The organism is Clostridium sp. 29_15 (genome assembly GCF_001916075.1).
Lineage (GTDB): Bacteria > Bacillota > Clostridia > Clostridiales > Clostridiaceae > Clostridium > Clostridium lentum.
On record NZ_MNRT01000026.1, the window covers coordinates 15,045 to 36,779 of the forward strand.

The window sequence follows — 21,735 nt, forward strand, 5'->3', positions numbered from 1 at the left end:
TTATTTTCCCTCTTCAATTTGTTTTTCTACTTTATTTATGGCTTTAATGAATTCTTCTTTAGTAACGCCATAATTATTTAATCTTGAAAGCATTTGGCTAGCATTACCATAACCTAAACCTAGCTCCTTACCTAATTTCATTCTTCTTTCTTTAGAACGAGCATCTCCATTTAATTTAAAGTAAAACATATCTTGTGCATCAAATATAGGCTCTTTATCTTCCTCTGATACCTTTGCTCTTTCTAAAGCTTCCCTAATTACTTCTGGTGATGCATTTTCAACACCTATATCATCACCTTTAATTCCATCTTCTTGTGCTATATAAGCATGTTTTATACCTTTTACACGTTTAGATATTATGCTTCTTATTTTCTCTCCTGCAAAATCAGGATCTGTTAAGACTATAACACCTTTTCTCTTTTGAGCTTCCTTAATTCTTTCAATGACTTTTGCATTAATTCCAAAACCACCTACAGCAATAAGCTCTGCATCTACAGCTTGTTTTACAGCTGTTATATCATCTCTTCCTTCCACTACAATAACTTCTTTAATCAAAGCGTAATTCCCCTTTTCTCCTTATATCTCTTCTATTAATTTATCCCTATATATCAATTATGTCAAACCCTTTTAAAAAAGTACATGCTCGCCTCAACTAAAAAAAGATGGTTTTTTAACCATCTTTTTCCTACCACTCTCCAGGATAAGCTACAATATAAACTGGTACGTTATATTGTCTTCCCCAGCTAATAGCATCACTATTTGAGTTAACATATACATCTATAATGTTACCTTGAATAGCTCCACCAGTATCTGATGCTATAGCTTTTCCATAGCCATCAACATATACTAAAGATCCTAAAGGTATTACACTTGGATCTACTGAAATTGTACTTAACCCACTTGAATTATATGTTGGCACCGAACCTGTTGCTGTCAAACCTCCACCTGTATATGCTGTAGCTTGACAGTATAAAACATCTTTATATGTTCCTGTTTCTCCACTTCTACTTGCATATACTTTAGCTGTTCCCTGTAATACAATTTCAGTAACTGCTTCCTTTAATACCTTAGAACTTATTTGTTCTCTTGAAACCTCTTTGCCATTCTTTTTTGTAACTTTATAAGTGACTTCTACTTGACCTTCTTCACCTGATTGTTTTACCTTTGTAGTATTAACTTCCATAGTATTATCATTTTCTGTTAAAGTATCATATGCAATAGTATCAGTTGATACCTCATTTAATACTTCTACATCTACCAATTGAATTGAAAGGTTATCCTTAATTTTTGTATCAAGGCTTGGATTAACTTCATCCTCATACTTATCAAATTCAATATTTTCCGCTTTAAGTTTCTCACTTTCAGCTTCAAGCATAGCACCAATAGTTGGCTCTGCTGTCATTATTGATATTGTCTTATCCTTTGATACTATTTCCACGTTAACTGCTTTTCTTACTTCTATTACTTCATCTTTAACTAATTTCTTTTCTAAAGCTGGTTCAACCTTATCCTTAGAGCCTAACTCAATCCCTACTTGCTTTAGAGCATCTTTAATAGTCCTTTTATATGTGACAAATATTTGTTCATTTCCATCTACGTTTATTGTTACAGTTTTTCTTGCATTAGCTACTACACATATTGACATAACACTTATAACGAAAAGTGGTGTAGCAATTGCTAATATTTTTTTTGCCTTAGGACCATTAGAAAAATTGTTTTTAAGGTATTCCTTACATTTTTCCATCATCTTTTTCAACCTCCTTTGGCAAGAGCGTCTTTTGAATTATATTATAGAACCTAACTTTTTGTCAAATTCAGCATCTTACCGCTTAATAAACTGTTAATGAACCACACTGCGTCATAAAAAATATTAATAATAAAAATAATAGTTTGTACACAGTTTATAAGTAAATACAGTAAACTAAAATTGGGATTTTTTGTAATATACTCTTCTATTTTACTTTATTTAGTATTCCTAATCAAATTACTAAAATTACTATTTACAGCCATATTCACTTCTTTCGGGTCAATTCCCTTTATTTGGGAAATTTGTTCTATTATATGTTCAATATAGTCTGATTTATTTCTTTTTCCTCTATAAGGTGTAGGAGCCATATAAGGACAGTCAGTTTCAACCAATAATCTTTCTAATGGTATAGCTTCCACTACTTCACATATCTTTCTAGCATTTTTAAAAGTAACAACACCAGTAATGCCAATATAATAACCAATCTTTACACACTCTCTGGCAAATTCAACACTACCTGAAAAACAATGAACTACTCCTTTAACATTAGGAAAACTCTTCATAATTTCCAATGTGTCTGCATGTGCATCCCTATCATGAATAACCACTGGAAGATTTAATTCTTCTGCCAACCTCATTTGTTCTCTAAAGACGAATTTTTGAACTTCTCTATCAGGATTTTCATCCCAATAATAATCTAAACCAATTTCTCCAATGGCTAATATTTTTTTATTTGATTTAACTTTTGAAATAATATCTGCTCTAACTTCTTCATTATAATCATCTGCATCGCTAGGATGAATGCCTAATGCTCCATATATAAAATCGTATTCTAATGTTAAATTATTTGTAGTTTCTATACTCTTCTTTGAGCAAGCTATATTCATCAACTGTTCTACACCAGCTTCTTTTATTTGCTTTAATACCTCTGCCCTATCTTCATCATATGCTTCATCATCATAATGAGCATGTGTATCAATAATTCTATATTTATTTTCCATAATTCCCTCCAAAATTTTCATATTTTTTTAGTAAATAATTCTTAATGTTTTCGAAAGCTTTTATTCATATATTATTCGCTTATTTGACACCATATTGACACATAATTACCTTATTATAATACTTGTAAAGTAGTTAAAGCATTATTATTTACCCCTAAAACCATCTTTTTATAGTTGGTCCTAGAGCTATTCGTCCCCCAAATGTAATAGCTCTAGGTTTTTTTATGCTCTTTTTTCTTTTAATATACTTACTTCTTCTATGGCTCTTTTCTTATCAATCCTATTAAATAATATATCTATTTCATCAATTTTAATATTATTTTGTTCAGTGTAACTCCAAATAGGTTCTTCTATTTTAAGCGATTTTCTTATTTTTTCACAGGTATTTGGTATAAAGGGTTCTAATAAATTAGATAAATTCACTATTATCTGTAAGCAATTATATATAATCTCACTACATTTTGTTGGATTAGTATTTATAAGAGACCATACATTTGATGAATCAAAATATTTGCTATACTTTCTACAGAAATTCATCACTAAGGTAAGTGCCTCCTTGAAATATCCCTCTTCAATATTATCTCCCACTTGAAAATACAGATTAAACATTTCTTCTTTTAATTCTTTGCTAATCTTTCCATTAGGTATTCTTCCATTATATTTTTTATTAATAAAAGAAATAATTTTACTTGTAAAGCCTCCTAAATTTGATGCTAAATCATGATTATTAACGTTTATATAATCTCTCCAGGTAAAATCAGTATCTCTTTCTTCAGGTGAATTTAAAGCTAAATAATATCTAAAGCTATCTATATTATAATTCTTAGCTATATAATCAGCCCATATAGCCCAGTTCTTTGCTGATGAGAAAGATTTTCCCTCCAACTTTAAATACTCACTTGATATAATTCTTAAATTTGGATTCTTTATTCCTAATCCTGATAAAATAGCTGGGAAAATTACTGTATGGAATGGTATATTATCTTTACCATGAACAAAATAAATTCTAGAATCATCACCTTGCCAATACTCTCGCCAATCTTCATTTCTTCCTTCAATACATTTCATACTAGCTGTAAGATATCCCATGACAGCTTCAATCCACACGAATATCCTCTTATCTTCATACCCTTCTAAAGGTACATGGACACCCCAATTAAAATCTCTTGTTACTGCCTTATCTCTAAGACCTTCATCTAAATACCTCTTAACTATGTTTTGTGCATTGTTTCTCCAACCATTTTGCCTTATATACATACGCTTAACATCATTTTCAAATTTAGATAAGGTGAAAAATAAATGTTTTGTTTTCCTTGCTACGGGCTTTTCTCCGCAAATTCCACAAATTTTATCTTTTACTTCATGAGATTCAAATTGTGCCCTACATTTACTGCAACCATATCCATGAGCTTTTTTACCACAGATAGGACATAACCCTTCAATATTCTTATCATCTAAATAACAATTGCACTTTTCACAAAAAGTCTGTTCAACTTCCTTTTCATAAATATAACCTTTATCATATAAATCTAAAATGAACTCTTTAACTTTATCTTCATGATACTGAGTATGTGTTTTTTCAAAAATATCAAAAGAGAATCCTAAGGTCTTAAAACATTTCTTAAATTCATTATGATATTTTTCCACTGCTTCTAAAGGAGTTATGCCTTCCTCTTCAGCCTTAGCTTTTACAGCAGTACCATGACAATCTGTACCTGAAAGAAAAATAACATCATCTCCCATCATCCTATGATATCTAGCTAAAATATCTCCTGGAAGTAATACTGCTATTCTTCCTAAATGAAGTGGTCCATTGGCATATGGCCATGCATTGCCTATTAATATATTCATAAAATACCCCTCTTATCAATTTTAAAAATAAGGTGCTGAGCATGCTCAACACCTTGTTTTAATTATCTAACTTGGCTTCCTGTTGGTAATTCACCCGGATTTACTAAAGTTAATATGCTATCATCATCTGTTGATGCTGCTAGGATCATTCCTTGAGATAATTCTCCTCTTAATTTAACTGGCTTTAGGTTAGCAACAAGAACTACATACTTACCAACTAATTCTTCTGGCTTGTAATGTACTGCTATTCCTGATACCACTTGTCTTTCTTCACCATTTAAATCAACTTTTAATTTTAATAACTTTTTAGCTCCTTTAATTGGCTCACAAGCAAGAACTTTTACAACTCTTAAATCTATCTTTGAAAAATCATCTATTGTGATTTCTTCCTTTATAGGTTGCATTTTATATTCTTCCTTTGGCTTATTAGCTTCTATTGCAGCTAATCTTAAAGCTTCTAATTCTTCTAATTTCTTTTCAACATCTATTCTAGGGAATAATGCTTCTCCTTTTGAAACTTTAGTTCCTGGAGTAGTTCCATCAAATCCACTTAAGGATTCAAATGACTTTGTAGTTATATTTAATTGTGCATCTATCTTTTCACTTGTTGAAGGTAAAAATGCTGATAATAATACAGAAGAGAATCTTAAACTTTCTACTAAGTTATATAAAACTGTTCCAAGTCTTTCTTTCTTTTCTTCATCCTTAGCTAAAATCCAAGGAGTTGTCTCATCTATATATTTATTGGCTCTTCCTATAAGCTCAAATATATGCTCTAATGCTTCTGGAATTCTTAATTCATCTATTGAAGCTGAAACTTTTTTAGGAGTTTCTAATGCTAATGTGATAAGTTCATCATCAATTGATTCTTTAGCAAGTGGTGCTGGAATTTCTCCATCAAAGTATTTTTCAACCATTGCAACTGTTCTTGAAAGAAGATTTCCTAGGTCATTACATAAATCTGAGTTTATCTTCTTGATGAATATTTCATTATTAAATAATCCATCTGCTCCAAATGGGATTTCTCTTAATAAATAATATCTTACAGCATCAACTCCAAAGTTTTCCACTAAAGTAACTGGATCTACTACATTGCCTTTTGACTTTGACATCTTTCCACCATCTACAAGTAACCATCCGTGACCAAATACTTGTTTTGGTAATTCAAGACCTAATGCCATTAACATTATTGGCCAATAAATAGTATGGAATCTTAATATGTCTTTACCTATTAAATGAACATCTGCTGGCCAGAATTTTTTGAATAACTCATCATTATCACTCCCATACCCTAAAGCAGAAATATAGTTTGATAATGCATCTATCCAAACATAAACTACATGTCCTTCATCAAATGTTACAGGAACTCCCCAGTTAAAGCTTGTTCTTGATACACATAGATCTTGTAAACCTGGTTTTAAAAAGTTATTAACCATTTCATTTTTTCTTGATTCTGGTTGTATAAATTCTGGATGAGATTCAATGTATTCCATTAATCTATCAGCATATTTGCTCATTCTAAAGAAGTATGCTTCTTCCTTTGATGCTTCTACTGGTCTGCCACAATCAGGACAGTTTCCATCTACTAATTGAGTTTCAGTCCAAAATGATTCACATGGAGTACAGTATAATCCTTCATATGAAGATTTATATATATCTCCTTGATCATATAATTGCTTAAATATCTTTTGAACTGTTTCTTTATGATAATCATCAGTGGTTCTGATAAATTTATCATAGCTTATGTTCATCATAGTCCATAAATCTTTGATTCCAGCAACAATTTCATCAACGTGCTCTTTTGGTGTTATTCCCTTTTCTTCAGCGATTCTTTGAATCTTTTGTCCATGTTCATCTGTTCCTGTTAAGAACATTACATCATATCCTGTTAATCTCTTATATCTTGCTATGGCATCAGCTGCTACAGTTGTATATGTATTACCAATGTGTAGCTTAGTTGATGGATAATAAATTGGTGTAGTTATATAGTAAGGTTTTTTACACATATCTATTCCTCCTAAAAAATAATTATATAAAAAAAGTCTCTATATAGGCTGTTTTACCCATATAGAGACGTTATATACGTGTTACCACTCTATTTTAAACTTATTTCACAATAAATTTCTCATTAAGTGAATATCTTCACTTTGCAATATAACGGTTGCACCCGTACCATCTTACTTAAACTTTCAGATGATCTGCTCCAAGTCCATCTTCATATAATTTTAATGCACTGGTTTCCACCATCTCCAGCTCTCTTTAGCAATTAATTATACTACTCTTCTCTTCTATACATTTATCAATTTTATGATATTATAAAATAAAAAAACTGTCAAATTTTATATACTTATACCTCTATATTTTTGTTTTTTATTTGTTATAATAATAACATGAAAGGATGTATACAATGAATTATTTTAAATTACCTAAAGTAGGCCTTAGAACTTTCAAATCAGGACTTGCTGTTTTTCTATGTCTACTTTTAATTCCTAATGAACCATTTTTCTCTTGCCTTACAGCAGTTATTTGTTTAGGTGATACTGTTACAAATTCTGTTCGCACAGGCATAAATCGTGGCGTTGGAACTATAATTGGGGCATTTTCTGGATTATTATTCTTATTAATATTTAGATTTTTAGAAAATCATATTTCAAATACATATATCTCTAAATTGATAATCTATATGTTAATTGGTCTTGGTATAATTATTATGATATCACTATGTAATAAAATTAAAAGACCTGGTGCAATTAATATCACATGCATAGCATTCCTTGGAGTAACTACTGCTCATGCTTACTCTGATCCAATATATTATGCATTAAATAGATCTTTTGAAACAATTCTTGGAATAATAATCTCTATATTGGTAAATACACTTATTAATCCACCACCACATAAATAATTAAACAGTGCATATCAAAATATTTAATTTAAAAAGATTTCCAACAGAATTGCCCCTAATAATTCTGTTAGAAATCTTTTTTATTTGCTCCTATATTTAATGCCCTATTTTTTATTATGCTTGCTTACTCTTCTTCTACTTTCTTACCAAATATCATTACTCCTATAAACAATGCTACACAAGACATTGGTAATACTATATATATTGGAAGTCCAAATCCTGCTGGAATATATCCAAATAGTATAGTTATTGCAGCTACAAATAATGCATACCACATTTGTGTCTTAACATGATCTATATGACTACATCCAGCTCCCATTGACGAAAGTATTGTTGTATCTGATATTGGAGAACAGTGATCCCCAAATATCGCTCCTGTTAATACAGCACTTGTACTTACAATTACAAATGACATTTCTGGATTAATTTTATATGCTAATGGAATTGCCAATGGCATAAGTATGCTCATTGTTCCATATGCTGAACCTGTTGAGAAAGATATTATTGCTCCAAGAATAAATATTAAACTTGGTAATAAAAATGCAGGTATAGCACCATTCAATGCTTCTACTAAATATTCAGCAGCTCCTAATTCTTTTATTACAGATCCTAATGACCAGGCTAATATAAGAATTACTGCTGTTATTATAAGGCCCTTCATTCCATCAATCCATACTTCTATAGCTTCACTTATAGTAAATATCTTCTTCCATACTGCCATAACTATTGCAACTACAGTAGAAAATATTGCAGATTGTAATAATGCAATTGATGCATCTGATGCTGCAAAAACTTCTAATATTGCTTTAAATGATAATGGTGAATTTGTTACTATCGCTTTAATAGCTATATCATCACCAGCCATTATTGATGAATATCCACTATAGTAAAAAGCAACTATAGCTGAAATAATTAATGCACCTATTGGTACAATTGCATTCCAAATACTTAGTTTTACACCTTCTTTTGGTTCTAATTCATCCATGTGAGAAGAAGTTACTGCAATTTCTTCATTAGTTAAATCTTTTAACTTTCTTGCTGATATTTCAGCTTTTCTCATTGGACCAAATTCCCTTAAAGTTATTATTGTAATCACAATAAATGCAAGTATTAATATGTTATAGAATCTATAAGGTATTGTTTGAAGGAATACTCCAAATCCACTAGCTTCAACACCTATTGATTCAAATCCTTCTGAAATTAAGCTTACTTCTAAACCAATCCAAGTTGATATTATGGCAAGACCAGCTATTGGTGCTGCTGTTGCATCAATTATAAATGCTAATCTTTCTCTTGATATTTTCATTTTATCTGCCACTGGTCTCATTATTGGACCAACAATTAATGAATTTGCATAATCATCAAAGAATACGCATATTCCTAAAAACCAAGTTATAAGTTGAGCACTTTTTGCAGTTTTTGCTTTCTTTGCTAAAGCTTCAGCAATAGCCTTTGCCCCCCCCATTTTAGCAACTAAATTAATAACTCCTCCAATTACAAGAACTTGCATTACGATTCCTGCATTCCATGGATCAGATAATGAATTTAATGCTCTATTAATAAAATCTAAAAATGCTTGTGTTAAAGCTCCAAATACATTAAATCCTGTTAGATTCAAAATAAATCCACCTGATAAAACTCCAATAAATAATGAAATAACAACATTTTTAGTTATAAATGCTAATAATATTGCAACTATTGGTGGTATTAATGTAAATATTCCAAATTCCTCAGCATTACTTACTGTCAGTTCAAATTCTGATGCAAAAACAAATGTTGTTGATAACATAAATATCATCATAGTTAAACCAAAAATTTTCTTAAAATTTTTTTCCATATTTTTACCCCCTAAAATATTTTGGTTGGTGTAAAGTTTTTTTACACTACTTTTCTTTTAAATTCTAACGTTATTTTTTAATTATTATTAAAAATTAGCCATAGACTATTTTTTCATGCAAAACTTTACACTATCATATTTTAATGAATACACTTAAGAGTAACTATCTTAAACAAAAAAAAGCCTTGAGTTAACACTCAAGGCTTATAATAATCATAAAATTCCTCAAATGATAGCTCACCACAAATGTAATTTGTGACAGTGATACATATATTTTATGCATCCCCAGCTATACAACCTTAAAGCATCAGTTGTATACTTCGGCAACAATTCCTTTCTTACTAAATCATAGTGCTTACCTCATTAATAATACTAATAATTATTGCGCCTCTACCCTTACGTTATTCATTTTTCAACTTCTATTATACAATTATTTTTTTATTATGCAATAGAATTTTTTAACTTTAATTAATTTATTCTATTTCTTGACATAAAATCTTCTATTTCTTCCACTGTCTTAATCATATCCTTTGTTAGGTTAATAGACCCATCTTCTGTAACAAGAATGTCATCTTCTATTCTTATACCAATTGATTCTTCTGGTATATAAAGACCTGGTTCCACTGTATAAACCATACCAGGTTCAAAAGTAAAGTTTCTATCTATTATTACATCATGAGTATCTAAACCTAAACTATGACCTATACTATGGAAATAATACTTTCTAAAATCTTTTTTATCTTCTAATAAACCTAAACTTACACAAGCCTCTCCTAATAAATCATTTGCCTTAGCATTTAGTTCTGCTGTTGTTATACCTGGTTTAATTGTCTTTATTATTTCTTCGTTAACTTTTAATACCGCATTATAAACTTCCTTTTGTCTTGCTGTGAACTTACCATTTACTGGAAAAGTTCTAGAAATATCAGCATTATAATATTTATATTGTGCACCTAAATCAAAAAGAATTAAGTCTCCATCTTTCATTTCTGCATTATTATCAACATAATGAAGAACTGTAGCATTTTTTCCTGTAGCAGCAATAGTGTTAAAAGCTAAATCCTTAACACCTTTACTTTTACAGTTAAAATCAAAATATGCTTCAAGTTCATATTCCTTCATTCCATCTTGTGCATTTTTCATTAATGTTTCAACGCCAGCTATAGTGATTTTTATGGCTTCTTTAATATTTTCTATTTCCTCATTACTTTTAATAAGTCTTAAGGCTGCTATAGATGCATATATGTTTCTTACGGAAATTTGAGGATATTTACTTACTATTTCCTTAGCAAATATTTGTGAAATACTATTCATTGAATTAAAAGCATCTCTTTCTAAATCTAAATATAAATTGAATTCTTCTTTCATTGAAATTAATCTATGAAAATAATCTTCAAAAGTGCTCTTAAACATAACTTCATCAACGCCAGCAATGTCTAAAGCTTCATTTTCTCTTAAGCTTTTTCCTATCCATTTTTCTAGTTCTAAATCTATATCTTTAATGAATAAAATATTCTTTTCTTTACCATTTATCTTACTCATTAATAAAATATGATCTGGTTCTTGAACACCAGTTAAATAATAAAAATTTCTATTTGGTGTGAATGGATAAGCTTCATCAGCAGTTTTCTTTGGTGCATTACCTGCAAATAAAACTATCACTGAGTTATCCTTAACTTTTTCTAATAGCTTGTGTCTTTTTGCCTTATAGAATTGTCCTTTCATATATTTATCCTCCTCTTTTGAAATTATTTATTTTCATTATAACTAAATAAAAACATAAAGGCTATAATATTTCTACACAATTGGGAAATTTAACATATTAATAACTTTACCATTAAAATTGCCATAATTATCGCTATCATATCTGCCATAACAGCTGCCCATACAGTATGACGCACTTTTTTTATTTTTATAGCACCAAAATACACTGTTACAGTATAAAAAATTGTTTCTGTTGTCCCCATAATTACAGATGCTACAAGACCAATAAAGCTATCAGCGCCATAATTATTCAATATATCTGTAAAAATTCCCATAGCTCCACTGCCAGATAAAGGTTTTATTAGTACTAATGGAACAACTTCTTTTGGCAAACCTATAATACTTGCTACAGGCGATATAAAATTATTAACAAAATCCAATAATTTAGCGCTTCTAAATATATTCACTGCCACTATCATTGCTAATAAATATGGAAATATATTGGCACAAACCTTTAACCCTTCCTTAGCACCTTCAACAAACCATTGGTATACTTTCCTACCTTTTATCATTCCATAAGTTATTATTATAAGTACTATTATTGGTATAATACTTTTGGTTATATAATTAAACATTTTACCTCCAAATTAAAAGTACTTTTGCAAAACCTTGCAGCAAATCACTCCACATATAGATGCCATTGCCGTTGAAATTATTGCAGGAATTATAATCACACCTGGATTGCTAGAATTCGCAGTAGCTCTAATGGAAATAACAGTAGATGGTACAAGTTGTATACAAGCTGCATTTAATACTAAAAATAAACACATATCATTAGATGCCTTTTCCTTATCTTTATTTAAGCGTTGCATTTCTTCCATAGCCTTTATTCCAAAAGGCGTTGCTGCATTTCCAAGACCCATCATATTTGCTGTTATATTCATTACTATAGCCCCTAACGCCTTTTCATCTTTAGCTGCATCCTTAAATATCAATTTTAATATAGGCTTCATAACTTTAGCTAACTTTTCAGTAAATCCACTTTTTTCTGCTATCTTCATTACTCCACACCAAAAACACATTAATCCTGTAAGACCCACCACAAATGTTACTGTACTTTCTATGGATGAAATAATATCATTAGACATAGTTTCACCATTTCCAGATAAAACACTCACCAATAAACCTAAAAAAATCATAATAAACCATATGTAGTTAATCATCTAAAAATCCCCCCTTAGATAATTAAAATATATGCCTTGCATAGCTTTTTTATTAGTGATACCATAAAGATATCAATATATATTTTATTCTATATTTTACCTAAAAAGGAGATACACCAATGAAAGAAGGAAATTTAAAATTAGCACAAGAAGATATTGAAGCAGCATTAAAAGCTGTAGAAGATATAGAGAATTTCATTAATGATGAATCATTAGAAAAAGATGTTTTAAAACAAAAATTTGTTGCTTTATCTGAAAAAGTACAACAATTAGAAAATTTATTAAAGATAGAAGGTATTCTTTAATTAAATAATACATAATAAAAAAGGGACTTTTTATAGCCCCTTTTTTATTAATATCCGTTACTAAATGTAAATTTTTAAAATGGTTTTGACACTCTTTCCTCAATTTTACCCAATAAATTCTCAACAATCATAATACCTATACATAGCTGAATGCATACTCACTTACAACTCACTTTAGTAAACGTTATCAACAACTTTGATTTCATTCTATCATATTACTGGGAATTTTACAATATAATATTTATATTTTATAATAATATACAAATTATAATCACTTTCTTTGTAAAAAAATTAAATAAAAAGGAACCTATCAAGGCTCCTTTTTATTTACAGCTTTCTCTTTCCACCAATTCATGACTTAAAATAAATTCTGCTTCTTCTAATGGCTTATTATTTAATATTTTTATAAGTATTCTCATAGCAACAGAACCCATATCATAACTTGGCTGTTTAACTGTAGTTAATTTTGGATAGAAGTAAGATGCAACAGCATTATCATTAAATCCTATTACACTTACATCTTCTGGAGTGTTAACTCCTTTTTCTCTTAATCCATTTATAGCACCCATGGCAATTTCATCAGATGCACATATTATTCCATCAAAATTCTTACCTGAAGCTAAGAATTTTTCTGATGCTCTGTATCCACTCTTAACTTTTAAGCCTTCAAAATAAACTAAATCTTCGTCTATAGTAATTCCAGCTTCATTTAATGCTTTTTTATATCCGATATATCTATCTCCCCAAGCGTTTGCAGAACTTTTATCAACACCAATGAAAGCAATATTTTTTATTCCTTTATCAAGAAGGTGTTTTGTTGCTTCATAAGTTGCTTCAATATTATCTATATATACACTTGGAAGTTTTCCTTCATTATCTTTTGTTTCAACTAAAACTGTCTTTAAATCCAACTCATTTATTATATTCAATGTTTCTTCTTCTAATGATGAACTCATATAAATAACTCCATCAACCATTTTTTCTTTTAATACTCTTAAGTAATCTTTTTCTTTATCTGAATCAAAATCAGAGTTGCATAAAATTACATTATAATCATATATATTCGCAACATCTTCTGCACCTCTAACAATTTCAGGATAGAATCCACTTGATATATCTGGCACTAGTATTCCTATAGTCTTAGTTTTTTGCGTCTTAAGACTTCTTGCAACTATATTAGGTCTATATCCTAATTTTTTTATTGCATCTAATACCTTTTTCTTTGTGTCTTCATTAACAACATCTATATCATTTAAAACTCTTGATACCGTAGCTATTGAAACTCCCGCTTCCCTTGCAACATCTTTTATAGATGTAGCCATAACAACATCACTCCATTTTCATAATTTTTAATTAATTTATTATACCATTAAATTGTAACATTTTCATTCCCTATATTTATATTCTTTCAAAAAAGGTAGGAATTATAACTAATCCCTACCTTACTTATTATTATTTATTATTTTATAACTTCCACAGCCATATTTAGCTTTTCACCATTTATTGTTGTTTCAGTATACTCTCTATTTGCTGCAAATATTATTTCTTCTGTTAAAGTATCTCTCTTAATAGTTTCAGCAAACTTCTTAATAACGTCCATTAACATTTCATTATCAGAAACGTATAGCTTAATCTTATCTGCTACTTGGAATCCGCTTTCTTTTCTCATGTTTTGAATCTTAGAAATCATTTCTCTAACATGACCTTCTTCTCTTAATTCATCTGAAATATGAGTATCAAGAACAACACCTATAGAACCTTCACCAGCAAAAGCATATCCTTCTAATCCTTGCATTGTTACAAGTAAATTTTCTTTATTTAATTCAATTTCAGTTCCATCTACATTGATAGTAACAACTCCACCATTTTGGATAGTTTGAGCTAATTCCATTTGGTTTCTAGCACCAATTTCTTTTCTTATTTGAGGTATCATCTTACCATACGCTCTACCTAATACAGGAAGGTTAGGTTTAATTTCAAAGTTAACGTGAGTTGAAAGGTCAGCACCAAATTCAACAGCCTTAATATTTAACTCATCAATTATGATATCTCCATAATATACAGGAAGTGAGTCTGTTGAAACAAGCATCTTAGATAATGGCTGTCTATTCTTAATGTTAGCACCATTTCTTGCACTTCTTCCAAGCTTAACTATCTTATAAGCTAAGTCCATTTCAGCTTCTAAGTTTTTATCTATTGCCTTTTCATTAACTTCTGGCCATAAACATAAGTGAACACTTTCTTCTGCTTTAGGATCTAAATTAACTACTAAATTTTGATAAATTTCTTCTGTAATGAATGGAACAAATGGAGCTGAAACTTTAACTAAAGTAGTTAATACTCTATATAATGTTACATAAGCACCAATTTTATCATCTGTTAATGTTTCAGACCAGTATCTTGCTCTGTTTCTTCTTACATACCAGTTAGATAATTCATCTGTGAAATCTTCTATTGCTAAGGCAGCATTAGTTATATCATATGAATTTAATTTAGCATCAACGTCTTTAACTAATGTGTTTAATTTAGACATAATCCACTTATCCATTACGTTATCTGATACGAAATCAGCATATTCTGTTGGGTTGAATTTATCTAAATCAGCATATAATACATAGAATGAGTAAACATTCCATAATGTGCTTAAGAACTTTCTACCTGCTTCAGATACATCATCAGTAGAGAATCTTGTTGGAAGCCATGGAGCACTTGCAGTATAGAAATGCCATCTTGTAGCATCTGCACCTTCACTAGCTAATACTTCAAACGGATCAACAACATTACCTTTAGACTTAGACATCTTTAAGCCCTTCTTATCAAGAACATGACCTAAAACTATACAGTTTTCAAATGGATTTCTATCAAATACAGCCGTTGAAATTGCAAGTAATGTATAGAACCATCCTCTTGTTTGGTCAACAGCTTCTGAAATAAATTGAGCTGGGTAATTTTGTTCAAATAATTCTTTATTTTCAAATGGATAATGTAATTGAGCAAATGGCATTGATCCTGAATCAAACCAGCAGTCAATAACTTCTTTAACTCTTTCCATTTCCTTACCACATTCTGGACAGTTTAAGTGAACTTCATCTATATATGGTTTGTGTAATTCTATATCTTCTGGAACATTTATACCTTTATTCTTTAGCTCTTCAATACTTCCAATACATTCTTTATGTCCGCATTCACATTGCCAAATTGGTAATGGAGTTCCCCAATATCTATCTCTTGAAATACCCCAATCAATAACATTTTCTAAGAACTTACCAAATCTACCTGTTCTTATGTTATCTGGATACCAGTTTATTTTATTATTGTTTTCTATAAGCTTATCTCTTAATGTTGTCATTGCAACAAACCAGCTTTCCTTAGGATAGTAAAGAAGTGGTGTATCACATCTCCAACAATGTGGATATGAGTGTAAGTGTTTTTCAGCTTTGAATAACTTGTTGTTTTCTTCAAGCCATTTACAAATGCTTTCATCACATTTCTTGACAAACTTACCAGCCCATGGAGTTACTTCTTCAACAAACTTACCTGCTTTATCAACTAAGTTTATGAAAGTAATTCCATTAGCTTTAGCAACTAAGCTATCATCTTCACCATAAGCAGGTGCAATATGAACTACACCAGTACCATCTGATAATGTTACATAATCACCATGAATTACTTCAAAAGCTTTTCCTTCTACTTTTCCAAATGGCATTAATTGTTCATACTTAGTTCCAAGTAATTCAGCTCCTTGGAACTCTCTTACTGTTTCAAAATCTTCTCCTAAAACCTTTGGAGCTAAATCTTTAGCTAATATTAATATATCATCGTTAACTTTTGCTTCAATGTAAGTATAAGCTTTGTTTATACATAAAGCTAAGTTTGATGGTAATGTCCAAGGAGTTGTTGTCCATGCTAAGATATATTTATTCTCTTCATCTGCAACTTTAAATTTAGCAATTGCAGTTAAGTCTTTAACATCTTTATATCCTTGAGCAACTTCATGTGAAGATAATGCAGTTCCACATCTTGGACAATATGGCATTACTTTATGTCCTTCATATAAAAGACCTTTATCCCACATTTGCTTTAATGCCCACCATACTGATTCAATATATGGATTATGATAAGTTACATATGGATTTTCCATATCAACCCAGTAACCTATTTGTTCAGTCATCTTTTCCCACATGCTAACATATGTAAAAACACTTTCCTTACATTCCTTAACGAATTTTTCTACTCCGTATTCCTCGATTTGTTCTTTTCCTGAAATACCAAGTTTCTTTTCTATTTCAAGTTCAACTGGAAGACCATGAGTATCCCAACCAGCTTTTCTTATAACTTTATATCCCTTCATAACTTTGTATCTTGGAATAATATCTTTCATAACTCTTGTTAAGATATGACCTATATGTGGTTTTCCATTTGCTGTTGGAGGTCCATCATAGAATGTGAAATATTCACCATCTTGATTCATATCAAAGTTCTTCTTTATTACATTTCTTGCAGTCCAAAGGTTTGCAATTTCTTTTTCCATTCCCACAAAACCTTGTGGCAATTCAACTTTCTTGTACATAAATTTCTCCTCTCCATATTTTTATATAAAACCAATTTAATTGGTTAAATTACCAAATTTACTACTATTCTTCTTTGTATTAGTATTAACAAAAATTATCAGTTTAATAATTAGTTAAGATTTAATCTAAAATTTTCTTAAATAATTTCATTTTCTTACTATCCTAACTTCTTAGCTGGACTGTTGCATTAGCTACACAGCCGCTTAACTTATTTTTCCTAAAAATAAAAAAAGCCTCATCCATAAAAGGACGAAGTTTCACTTTCGCTATACCACCTATTATTTAAAGACTCTAAAATATTATAAAAATTAAGTCTCTATCTTCAGATACTATCATATCCTAATCTTTAACGCAGATATACGGGATAAACTTAATTACAATTCCTTGCTTTCAGTCTCCAACTCCTAGGTGATTTTCCTTATACTATCTTGTGATTTTACACCAACCAATCACTCTCTTAAAAGATACCATATAAATACTTTTCCTACTCATAGTTATTACACTAATTATATTATACTATTTTATTCATTGTCAATTAAGTATGTTAACATTATTTTATCTCTTTTATATAAATAATAGTTATTACTTAATATTGACTATATTATATAAAAATGCTTTAATTTTAATAAAGATAGATTTAAAATTTAGGAGAGTTATAAATGGAAAATGATGAATTAAGACAACAAGTTTTAGATAAAATGACAAAAACATGCCCTTGTAGAGTTATTACAAGAGCTAAAATAAAGGAATCTATTAGAAATGGTGCTCACACTGTAGAAGCTGTTGCTAAAGAAACTGGTGCAACTACTGGTAGCTGCAAAGGCTGTAGATGTAGATCTAAGATTCAAGAGTTAATTACAGAGCACTTAGATTCAATGTAATAATTTTTTTGAAGAAAGTCCCTAAGGACTTTCATCATAAATTTTCAATTGTCCATTATCAATTATCTACTGTAGTTTTCTAACGAATGATTTTAGTTTTGCAATGAATATTTTTTCTTCTATTGGCTTAATTATTATATCATCAGCACCACTATCTATCACATCAGCTAGAAGATTTGGATTATTTAAAGATGTTACAGCAAAAATTAATGATTCATCACTTTTTTCTCTTAGTTCTGCAATAATATTTTTTCCGAACTCATCTTGTAATACTAAATCTACAAGGTATATATCATAAATCTTTTTACTTTCTGCCAATTCTGTTCCTGATTCAAAGTATCTCACTGATTTTATTTTATATCTATCAAATATATCTTTTAAATGTAACCTTGAAAAATGACTATCTTCTATTACTGCAATTTCTTTTTCTTTTAATATCTGTAAATATTTATCCATCTTAAATATATTATCTATATATTTTATTAATGCTTCATTAACCTCTTCTTTATCTATATATTGAATAACACCTAAATTCATAAACTGTTGCATATTAGAATTTAATTTATTTCCTGATAAAATGCAAACTGGAATATCCTGATATGAATAAGTTACATTCTTAATAAACTCTTCACAAGTCATACCATTTCCTTCAAAAGAACTAATAATTAAATCTACATCAAACTCTTCCAATAATATTAAAGCTTCATTATAACTATCTGTAGATAAATATTCGTATTCACTGTCATTAAATTTCTTTCGTATAACTTCAACAAAAAAGGCACTTGGCTCAATATGTAAAATAGTCTTCATCTTAATTCTTGCTAGAATATAATATTCTAACCGCCTCCTCTTTCCATAATAATTATTTTACACTTATTTATTCGTACATCTTAATTACTTACTAAATATTTTTTAAAATTTATTTACACCTTGTCATTAATTTATTAATAAAAAAAGATGGAAGTGCATTAATTACACATTCCAATCTTTTATAAGCTTAAGCTTTTCTTCTCTGCTTAACCTCTTTATTGCATATTCTCTTTTCATTGCTAACTTTTTATCATTAAACTTCTCAAAATATACCAGCTTTACTGGAAGCCTTCCTCTAGTGTATTTTGCTCCCTTTCCACTGGAATGAACATTAATCCTTCTCTCTAAATCATTTGTCCATCCTGTATATAATGTATTATCACTACAACTTAAAATATATACATAATTCATTTACTATCATTCCTAAATTAATTAATATATACATTATAACTTATAATAGGTTGTTGAATAACTAATTTTTACAGATAGTTATTTAAGAAAATATTCTTTGAACTCATAGGTTCCAAGGATATTTTCTACTTTTTATTCCTTGCTTTTTAATACAGAAAATAATTGCTCTATTTTTAATCTGTTTTTATATAAATTTAATCCAATAGGAGATTTCATAAATACAGCATTTTCATATCTTTTGACTGTAAATGATTCAATACTTTTAAGTTTTAGAACTATTTCAAAGAAAACTAATTGGAGTGTTTTTACTATAAGTAGAATTTTAAATAGAGTTTATGAATAGTAATTAAAATACTTTATTTTAATTTATTTAAAAATATTACGAAATATGTTAAATTAGTTTGGAAAAGTTTTATTTGAAAGGAAGGTAAGAATGAGAAATAAAAAAATAGCTTTATTAGCATTAGCAACTATAACAAGTACTAATTTATTAATTGCACAGCCAGCATTTGCTTTTTCACAAAACAAAGTAACTGTAAATGCAGAAGATTCATATAATGAATCAGATTGGTATGCTGAAAACAAGATTGAAACTGTAAATATTGAAAACACTCAATATACTTATTTATATCACTATGAAAATGCTAATAAAACTATAACTATAACAAATAATTTAAATGATACTATTGAGAAAATTATGATTGATCAATCATCTAATATGTATTTAAATGGTAACCTTATTGAAAGTTATACTCAATCTGTAGATAATAAAGAAGAAAATCCAATGCGTTCATCTTTAGCTAGAGCTTCTTGGCAAACGCTTGGTAATACTGAAAAATCTTATATTTCTTGGGGACAAGCTACGACTGCAGCTACATTAGCTGCATTAATTGCTGGCAAAGTAGGTTCACTTGGACCATCTGGAGTTATTGCAGCTATGGGAATAGCTGCATTAGGAGCAATTGCAGTACAATGTGCTGGTGGGACTGTTTATTATACATTACAAGTATATCAAGCACCTTTCACTACTCCTATGTATCGTTCTCTTTGGGGATTTAAAGCGAGTACTGGTGATTATTATGGTGACTATATTTACACATGGCCAAAATAATAATTAAGGAGATTTTTAAAGAATGAAAAAAAAGATAAAAACTTCCACTTTTATCTACTTTTTTTGGATTTTAATTGGAATTAGTATTATTATTTCACCATCCATTTTTAAAAATAATTTTAATATTGAAGTTGGTAAAAAAATAATTACTTGTTATGTTATAGCTTCAACTATAATTCCGCTCATATATTCAAGAATAAAAAAATAGAAATAATGATTTTAAAAATAAGATTAAACTATTATTGCTTATAATTTTGATATCTAAATTAGTAATTTCGCTAAATTTAACTTTAGTAAATAATAAAAGCCAATGATCTATAATAACCATTGGCTTTATTTCTTTTCGCTAAAAGTCCCTTTAACGAATATAAAAAATCTAATAACCTATAATGGCTATTGGATTTTTTATATATTTTTTATCACCACTTATAATTATATATACACTAAGTGATGATATAAAAAAAATTAATCGTTAAACATTGCTTTTACATCTGATAGTGAATATCTTACACCATCATCTTTAACTTTTCTTTCTTTAATAATTTTTTCTATCTCGTAGTACTCTAGTAAATTAGCTATTCTTTTTAAATTCTCATATTCATCAATATCCATTAATGCTAGATCTGGTTTGTTATTTTTAAAAATAACTAAATCTTTTCCTTCTTTAGCTTTTTTTCTAAAACTTGAAAAATTTTTTACAATTTCACTAGCTGACACTATACAATCTCTTCCTATTACCATTGTCTCTTCCATACTCATTATTACCTCACTCTTTATATATATCTCCCTTTCTATTATTTTAACATAAAAAATATTTTTGTATACATTATTATATAAAATTTTATATAAAAAAATACATAAAATTATTTGTATTTTTTCTTTAAACTATAATATAATATATATATATAAACTTATTCCTTTATAAACAAAGGATGGAAAGGAGATCATTAATGCCTCAACAGTGCGAAGTAAAATTTTCAATAGATACTATTAATGATTTGAAAGCCTTACCTAAAAATGTTAGACAAGAATGTTTTAAAAAACTAGATGAACTAGAAAACAATATAAATCTAGGTAAACCTCTTAAAAATCTTGATGGTATAAATCTTCAAGGCTATTATGCTATTTATGTATTCAACGCTAAATACAGAATAGTATATACGAAAAAAAATACTACATATGATGTTATAAATATACAGAGTATGGACAAACCCATCGCTGACCTAATAGCTATCGGAAAACGTAATAACAAAGAAGTCTATAAGGAAGCTTTTGCGAGAATATAAAAAAGTGGCTTTCGCCACGCTCCCTTCGGGAATTTAATTTTAAGTATTCTAAAAGGCATAGAACTAACATCGGTTCTATGCTATATTTTTCC

At 29.1% G+C, this 21,735-nt stretch carries 19 protein-coding genes, 1 riboswitch and 2 other annotated features; of the genes, 5 read left to right on the forward strand and 14 right to left on the reverse strand.

All coding sequences use genetic code 11. The features are described 5' to 3' along the window. The 5 genes from rnmV to metG (BHW04_RS05610) all read right to left on the reverse strand — a co-directional run bounded on the left by rnmV (window position 1) and on the right by metG (BHW04_RS05610) (window position 6,605). On the reverse strand, window positions 1-555 hold the full coding sequence (rnmV, locus tag BHW04_RS05590) for a ribonuclease M5 (protein ID WP_022211285.1): 555 nt from the start codon (window positions 553-555) through the stop codon (window positions 1-3). A 130-nt stretch (window positions 556-685) separates the two neighbouring features. Next, window positions 686-1,747 (reverse strand): G5 and 3D domain-containing protein, encoded by a 1,062-nt coding sequence (locus BHW04_RS05595; protein WP_302699151.1) that lies wholly within the window; start codon window positions 1,745-1,747, stop codon window positions 686-688. Between the two features lie 215 nt (window positions 1,748-1,962). Continuing rightward, on the reverse strand, window positions 1,963-2,748 hold the full coding sequence (locus BHW04_RS05600) for a TatD family hydrolase (protein ID WP_022211283.1): 786 nt from the start codon (window positions 2,746-2,748) through the stop codon (window positions 1,963-1,965). Between the two features lie 222 nt (window positions 2,749-2,970). Further along, the gene (metG, locus tag BHW04_RS05605; protein WP_302699152.1) at window positions 2,971-4,599 is read right to left on the reverse strand and encodes a methionine--tRNA ligase; all 1,629 of its coding nucleotides are present in this window, start codon (window positions 4,597-4,599) and stop codon (window positions 2,971-2,973) included. Window positions 4,600-4,661: 62 nt separating this feature from the next. Further along, a complete protein-coding gene (metG, locus tag BHW04_RS05610; protein WP_022211281.1) occupies window positions 4,662-6,605 on the reverse strand; it encodes a methionine--tRNA ligase in 1,944 nt (647 codons plus the stop codon). Window positions 6,606-6,665: 60 nt separating this feature from the next. Then, window positions 6,666-6,899, reverse strand: a binding site (T-box leader). Between the two features lie 107 nt (window positions 6,900-7,006). Here metG (BHW04_RS05610) and BHW04_RS05615 point away from each other — a divergent pair. After that, a complete protein-coding gene (locus BHW04_RS05615; protein ID WP_022211280.1) occupies window positions 7,007-7,504 on the forward strand; it encodes an FUSC family protein in 498 nt (165 codons plus the stop codon). A gap of 124 nt (window positions 7,505-7,628) precedes the next feature. Here BHW04_RS05615 and BHW04_RS05620 read toward each other — a convergent pair whose 3' ends face one another. From BHW04_RS05620 to BHW04_RS05635, 4 genes are all read right to left on the reverse strand, one after another. Continuing rightward, window positions 7,629-9,341 carry a Na+/H+ antiporter NhaC family protein gene (locus BHW04_RS05620; protein ID WP_302699153.1) on the reverse strand — a complete coding sequence of 571 codons (1,713 nt, stop codon included), beginning with the start codon at window positions 9,339-9,341 and terminating at the stop codon, window positions 7,629-7,631. Window positions 9,342-9,566: 225 nt separating this feature from the next. Further along, window positions 9,567-9,742, reverse strand: a riboswitch (Lysine riboswitch). Window positions 9,743-9,809: 67 nt separating this feature from the next. Next, window positions 9,810-11,066 (reverse strand): aminopeptidase P family protein, encoded by a 1,257-nt coding sequence (locus BHW04_RS05625; protein WP_302699154.1) that lies wholly within the window; start codon window positions 11,064-11,066, stop codon window positions 9,810-9,812. Between the two features lie 89 nt (window positions 11,067-11,155). Continuing rightward, the gene (locus BHW04_RS05630) at window positions 11,156-11,680 is read right to left on the reverse strand and encodes a spore maturation protein (protein WP_022211277.1); all 525 of its coding nucleotides are present in this window, start codon (window positions 11,678-11,680) and stop codon (window positions 11,156-11,158) included. Between the two features lie 12 nt (window positions 11,681-11,692). After that, a complete protein-coding gene (locus BHW04_RS05635; protein WP_022211276.1) occupies window positions 11,693-12,268 on the reverse strand; it encodes a nucleoside recognition domain-containing protein in 576 nt (191 codons plus the stop codon). A gap of 119 nt (window positions 12,269-12,387) precedes the next feature. On the opposite strand from BHW04_RS05635, the gene BHW04_RS05640 reads away from it, so the two are divergent. Beyond that, the gene (locus tag BHW04_RS05640) at window positions 12,388-12,573 is read left to right on the forward strand and encodes a hypothetical protein (protein WP_022211275.1); all 186 of its coding nucleotides are present in this window, start codon (window positions 12,388-12,390) and stop codon (window positions 12,571-12,573) included. A gap of 323 nt (window positions 12,574-12,896) precedes the next feature. Here BHW04_RS05640 and BHW04_RS05645 read toward each other — a convergent pair whose 3' ends face one another. Both BHW04_RS05645 and ileS read right to left on the reverse strand, forming a co-directional pair. Beyond that, window positions 12,897-13,895, reverse strand: coding sequence for a LacI family DNA-binding transcriptional regulator (locus BHW04_RS05645; RefSeq protein WP_186835180.1), 999 nt, complete (start codon window positions 13,893-13,895; stop codon window positions 12,897-12,899). Between the two features lie 137 nt (window positions 13,896-14,032). Continuing rightward, window positions 14,033-17,143: an isoleucine--tRNA ligase gene (ileS, locus tag BHW04_RS05650; RefSeq protein WP_302699155.1), complete on the reverse strand. Its 3,111-nt coding sequence runs from the start codon at window positions 17,141-17,143 to the stop codon at window positions 14,033-14,035. Window positions 17,144-17,386: 243 nt separating this feature from the next. After that, window positions 17,387-17,645, reverse strand: a binding site (T-box leader). 158 nt (window positions 17,646-17,803) lie between these two features. Here ileS and BHW04_RS05655 point away from each other — a divergent pair. Further along, window positions 17,804-18,025: a (2Fe-2S)-binding protein gene (locus BHW04_RS05655; RefSeq protein WP_022211272.1), complete on the forward strand. Its 222-nt coding sequence runs from the start codon at window positions 17,804-17,806 to the stop codon at window positions 18,023-18,025. 66 nt (window positions 18,026-18,091) lie between these two features. On the opposite strand, the gene BHW04_RS05660 is transcribed toward BHW04_RS05655, so the two are convergent. Together BHW04_RS05660 and BHW04_RS05665 are read right to left on the reverse strand one after the other, a co-directional pair. Then, entirely contained in the window at window positions 18,092-18,835 is a 744-nt protein-coding gene (locus tag BHW04_RS05660; protein ID WP_022211271.1) for a response regulator, read from the reverse strand. A gap of 162 nt (window positions 18,836-18,997) precedes the next feature. Continuing rightward, entirely contained in the window at window positions 18,998-19,246 is a 249-nt protein-coding gene (locus BHW04_RS05665; protein ID WP_022211270.1) for a GIY-YIG nuclease family protein, read from the reverse strand. A 433-nt stretch (window positions 19,247-19,679) separates the two neighbouring features. On the opposite strand from BHW04_RS05665, the gene BHW04_RS05670 reads away from it, so the two are divergent. Continuing rightward, a complete protein-coding gene (locus BHW04_RS05670) occupies window positions 19,680-20,357 on the forward strand; it encodes a hypothetical protein (RefSeq protein WP_302699156.1) in 678 nt (225 codons plus the stop codon). Window positions 20,358-20,822: 465 nt separating this feature from the next. Here the strand turns inward: BHW04_RS05670 and BHW04_RS05675 are convergent, their stop codons facing one another. Next, window positions 20,823-21,110, reverse strand: a complete 288-nt coding sequence (locus tag BHW04_RS05675; RefSeq protein WP_302699157.1) for a type II toxin-antitoxin system prevent-host-death family antitoxin — start codon at window positions 21,108-21,110, stop codon at window positions 20,823-20,825. A gap of 197 nt (window positions 21,111-21,307) precedes the next feature. On the opposite strand from BHW04_RS05675, the gene BHW04_RS05680 reads away from it, so the two are divergent. After that, entirely contained in the window at window positions 21,308-21,643 is a 336-nt protein-coding gene (locus tag BHW04_RS05680) for a type II toxin-antitoxin system RelE family toxin (RefSeq protein ID WP_302699158.1), read from the forward strand. Window positions 21,644-21,735: the final 92 nt, after the last annotated feature.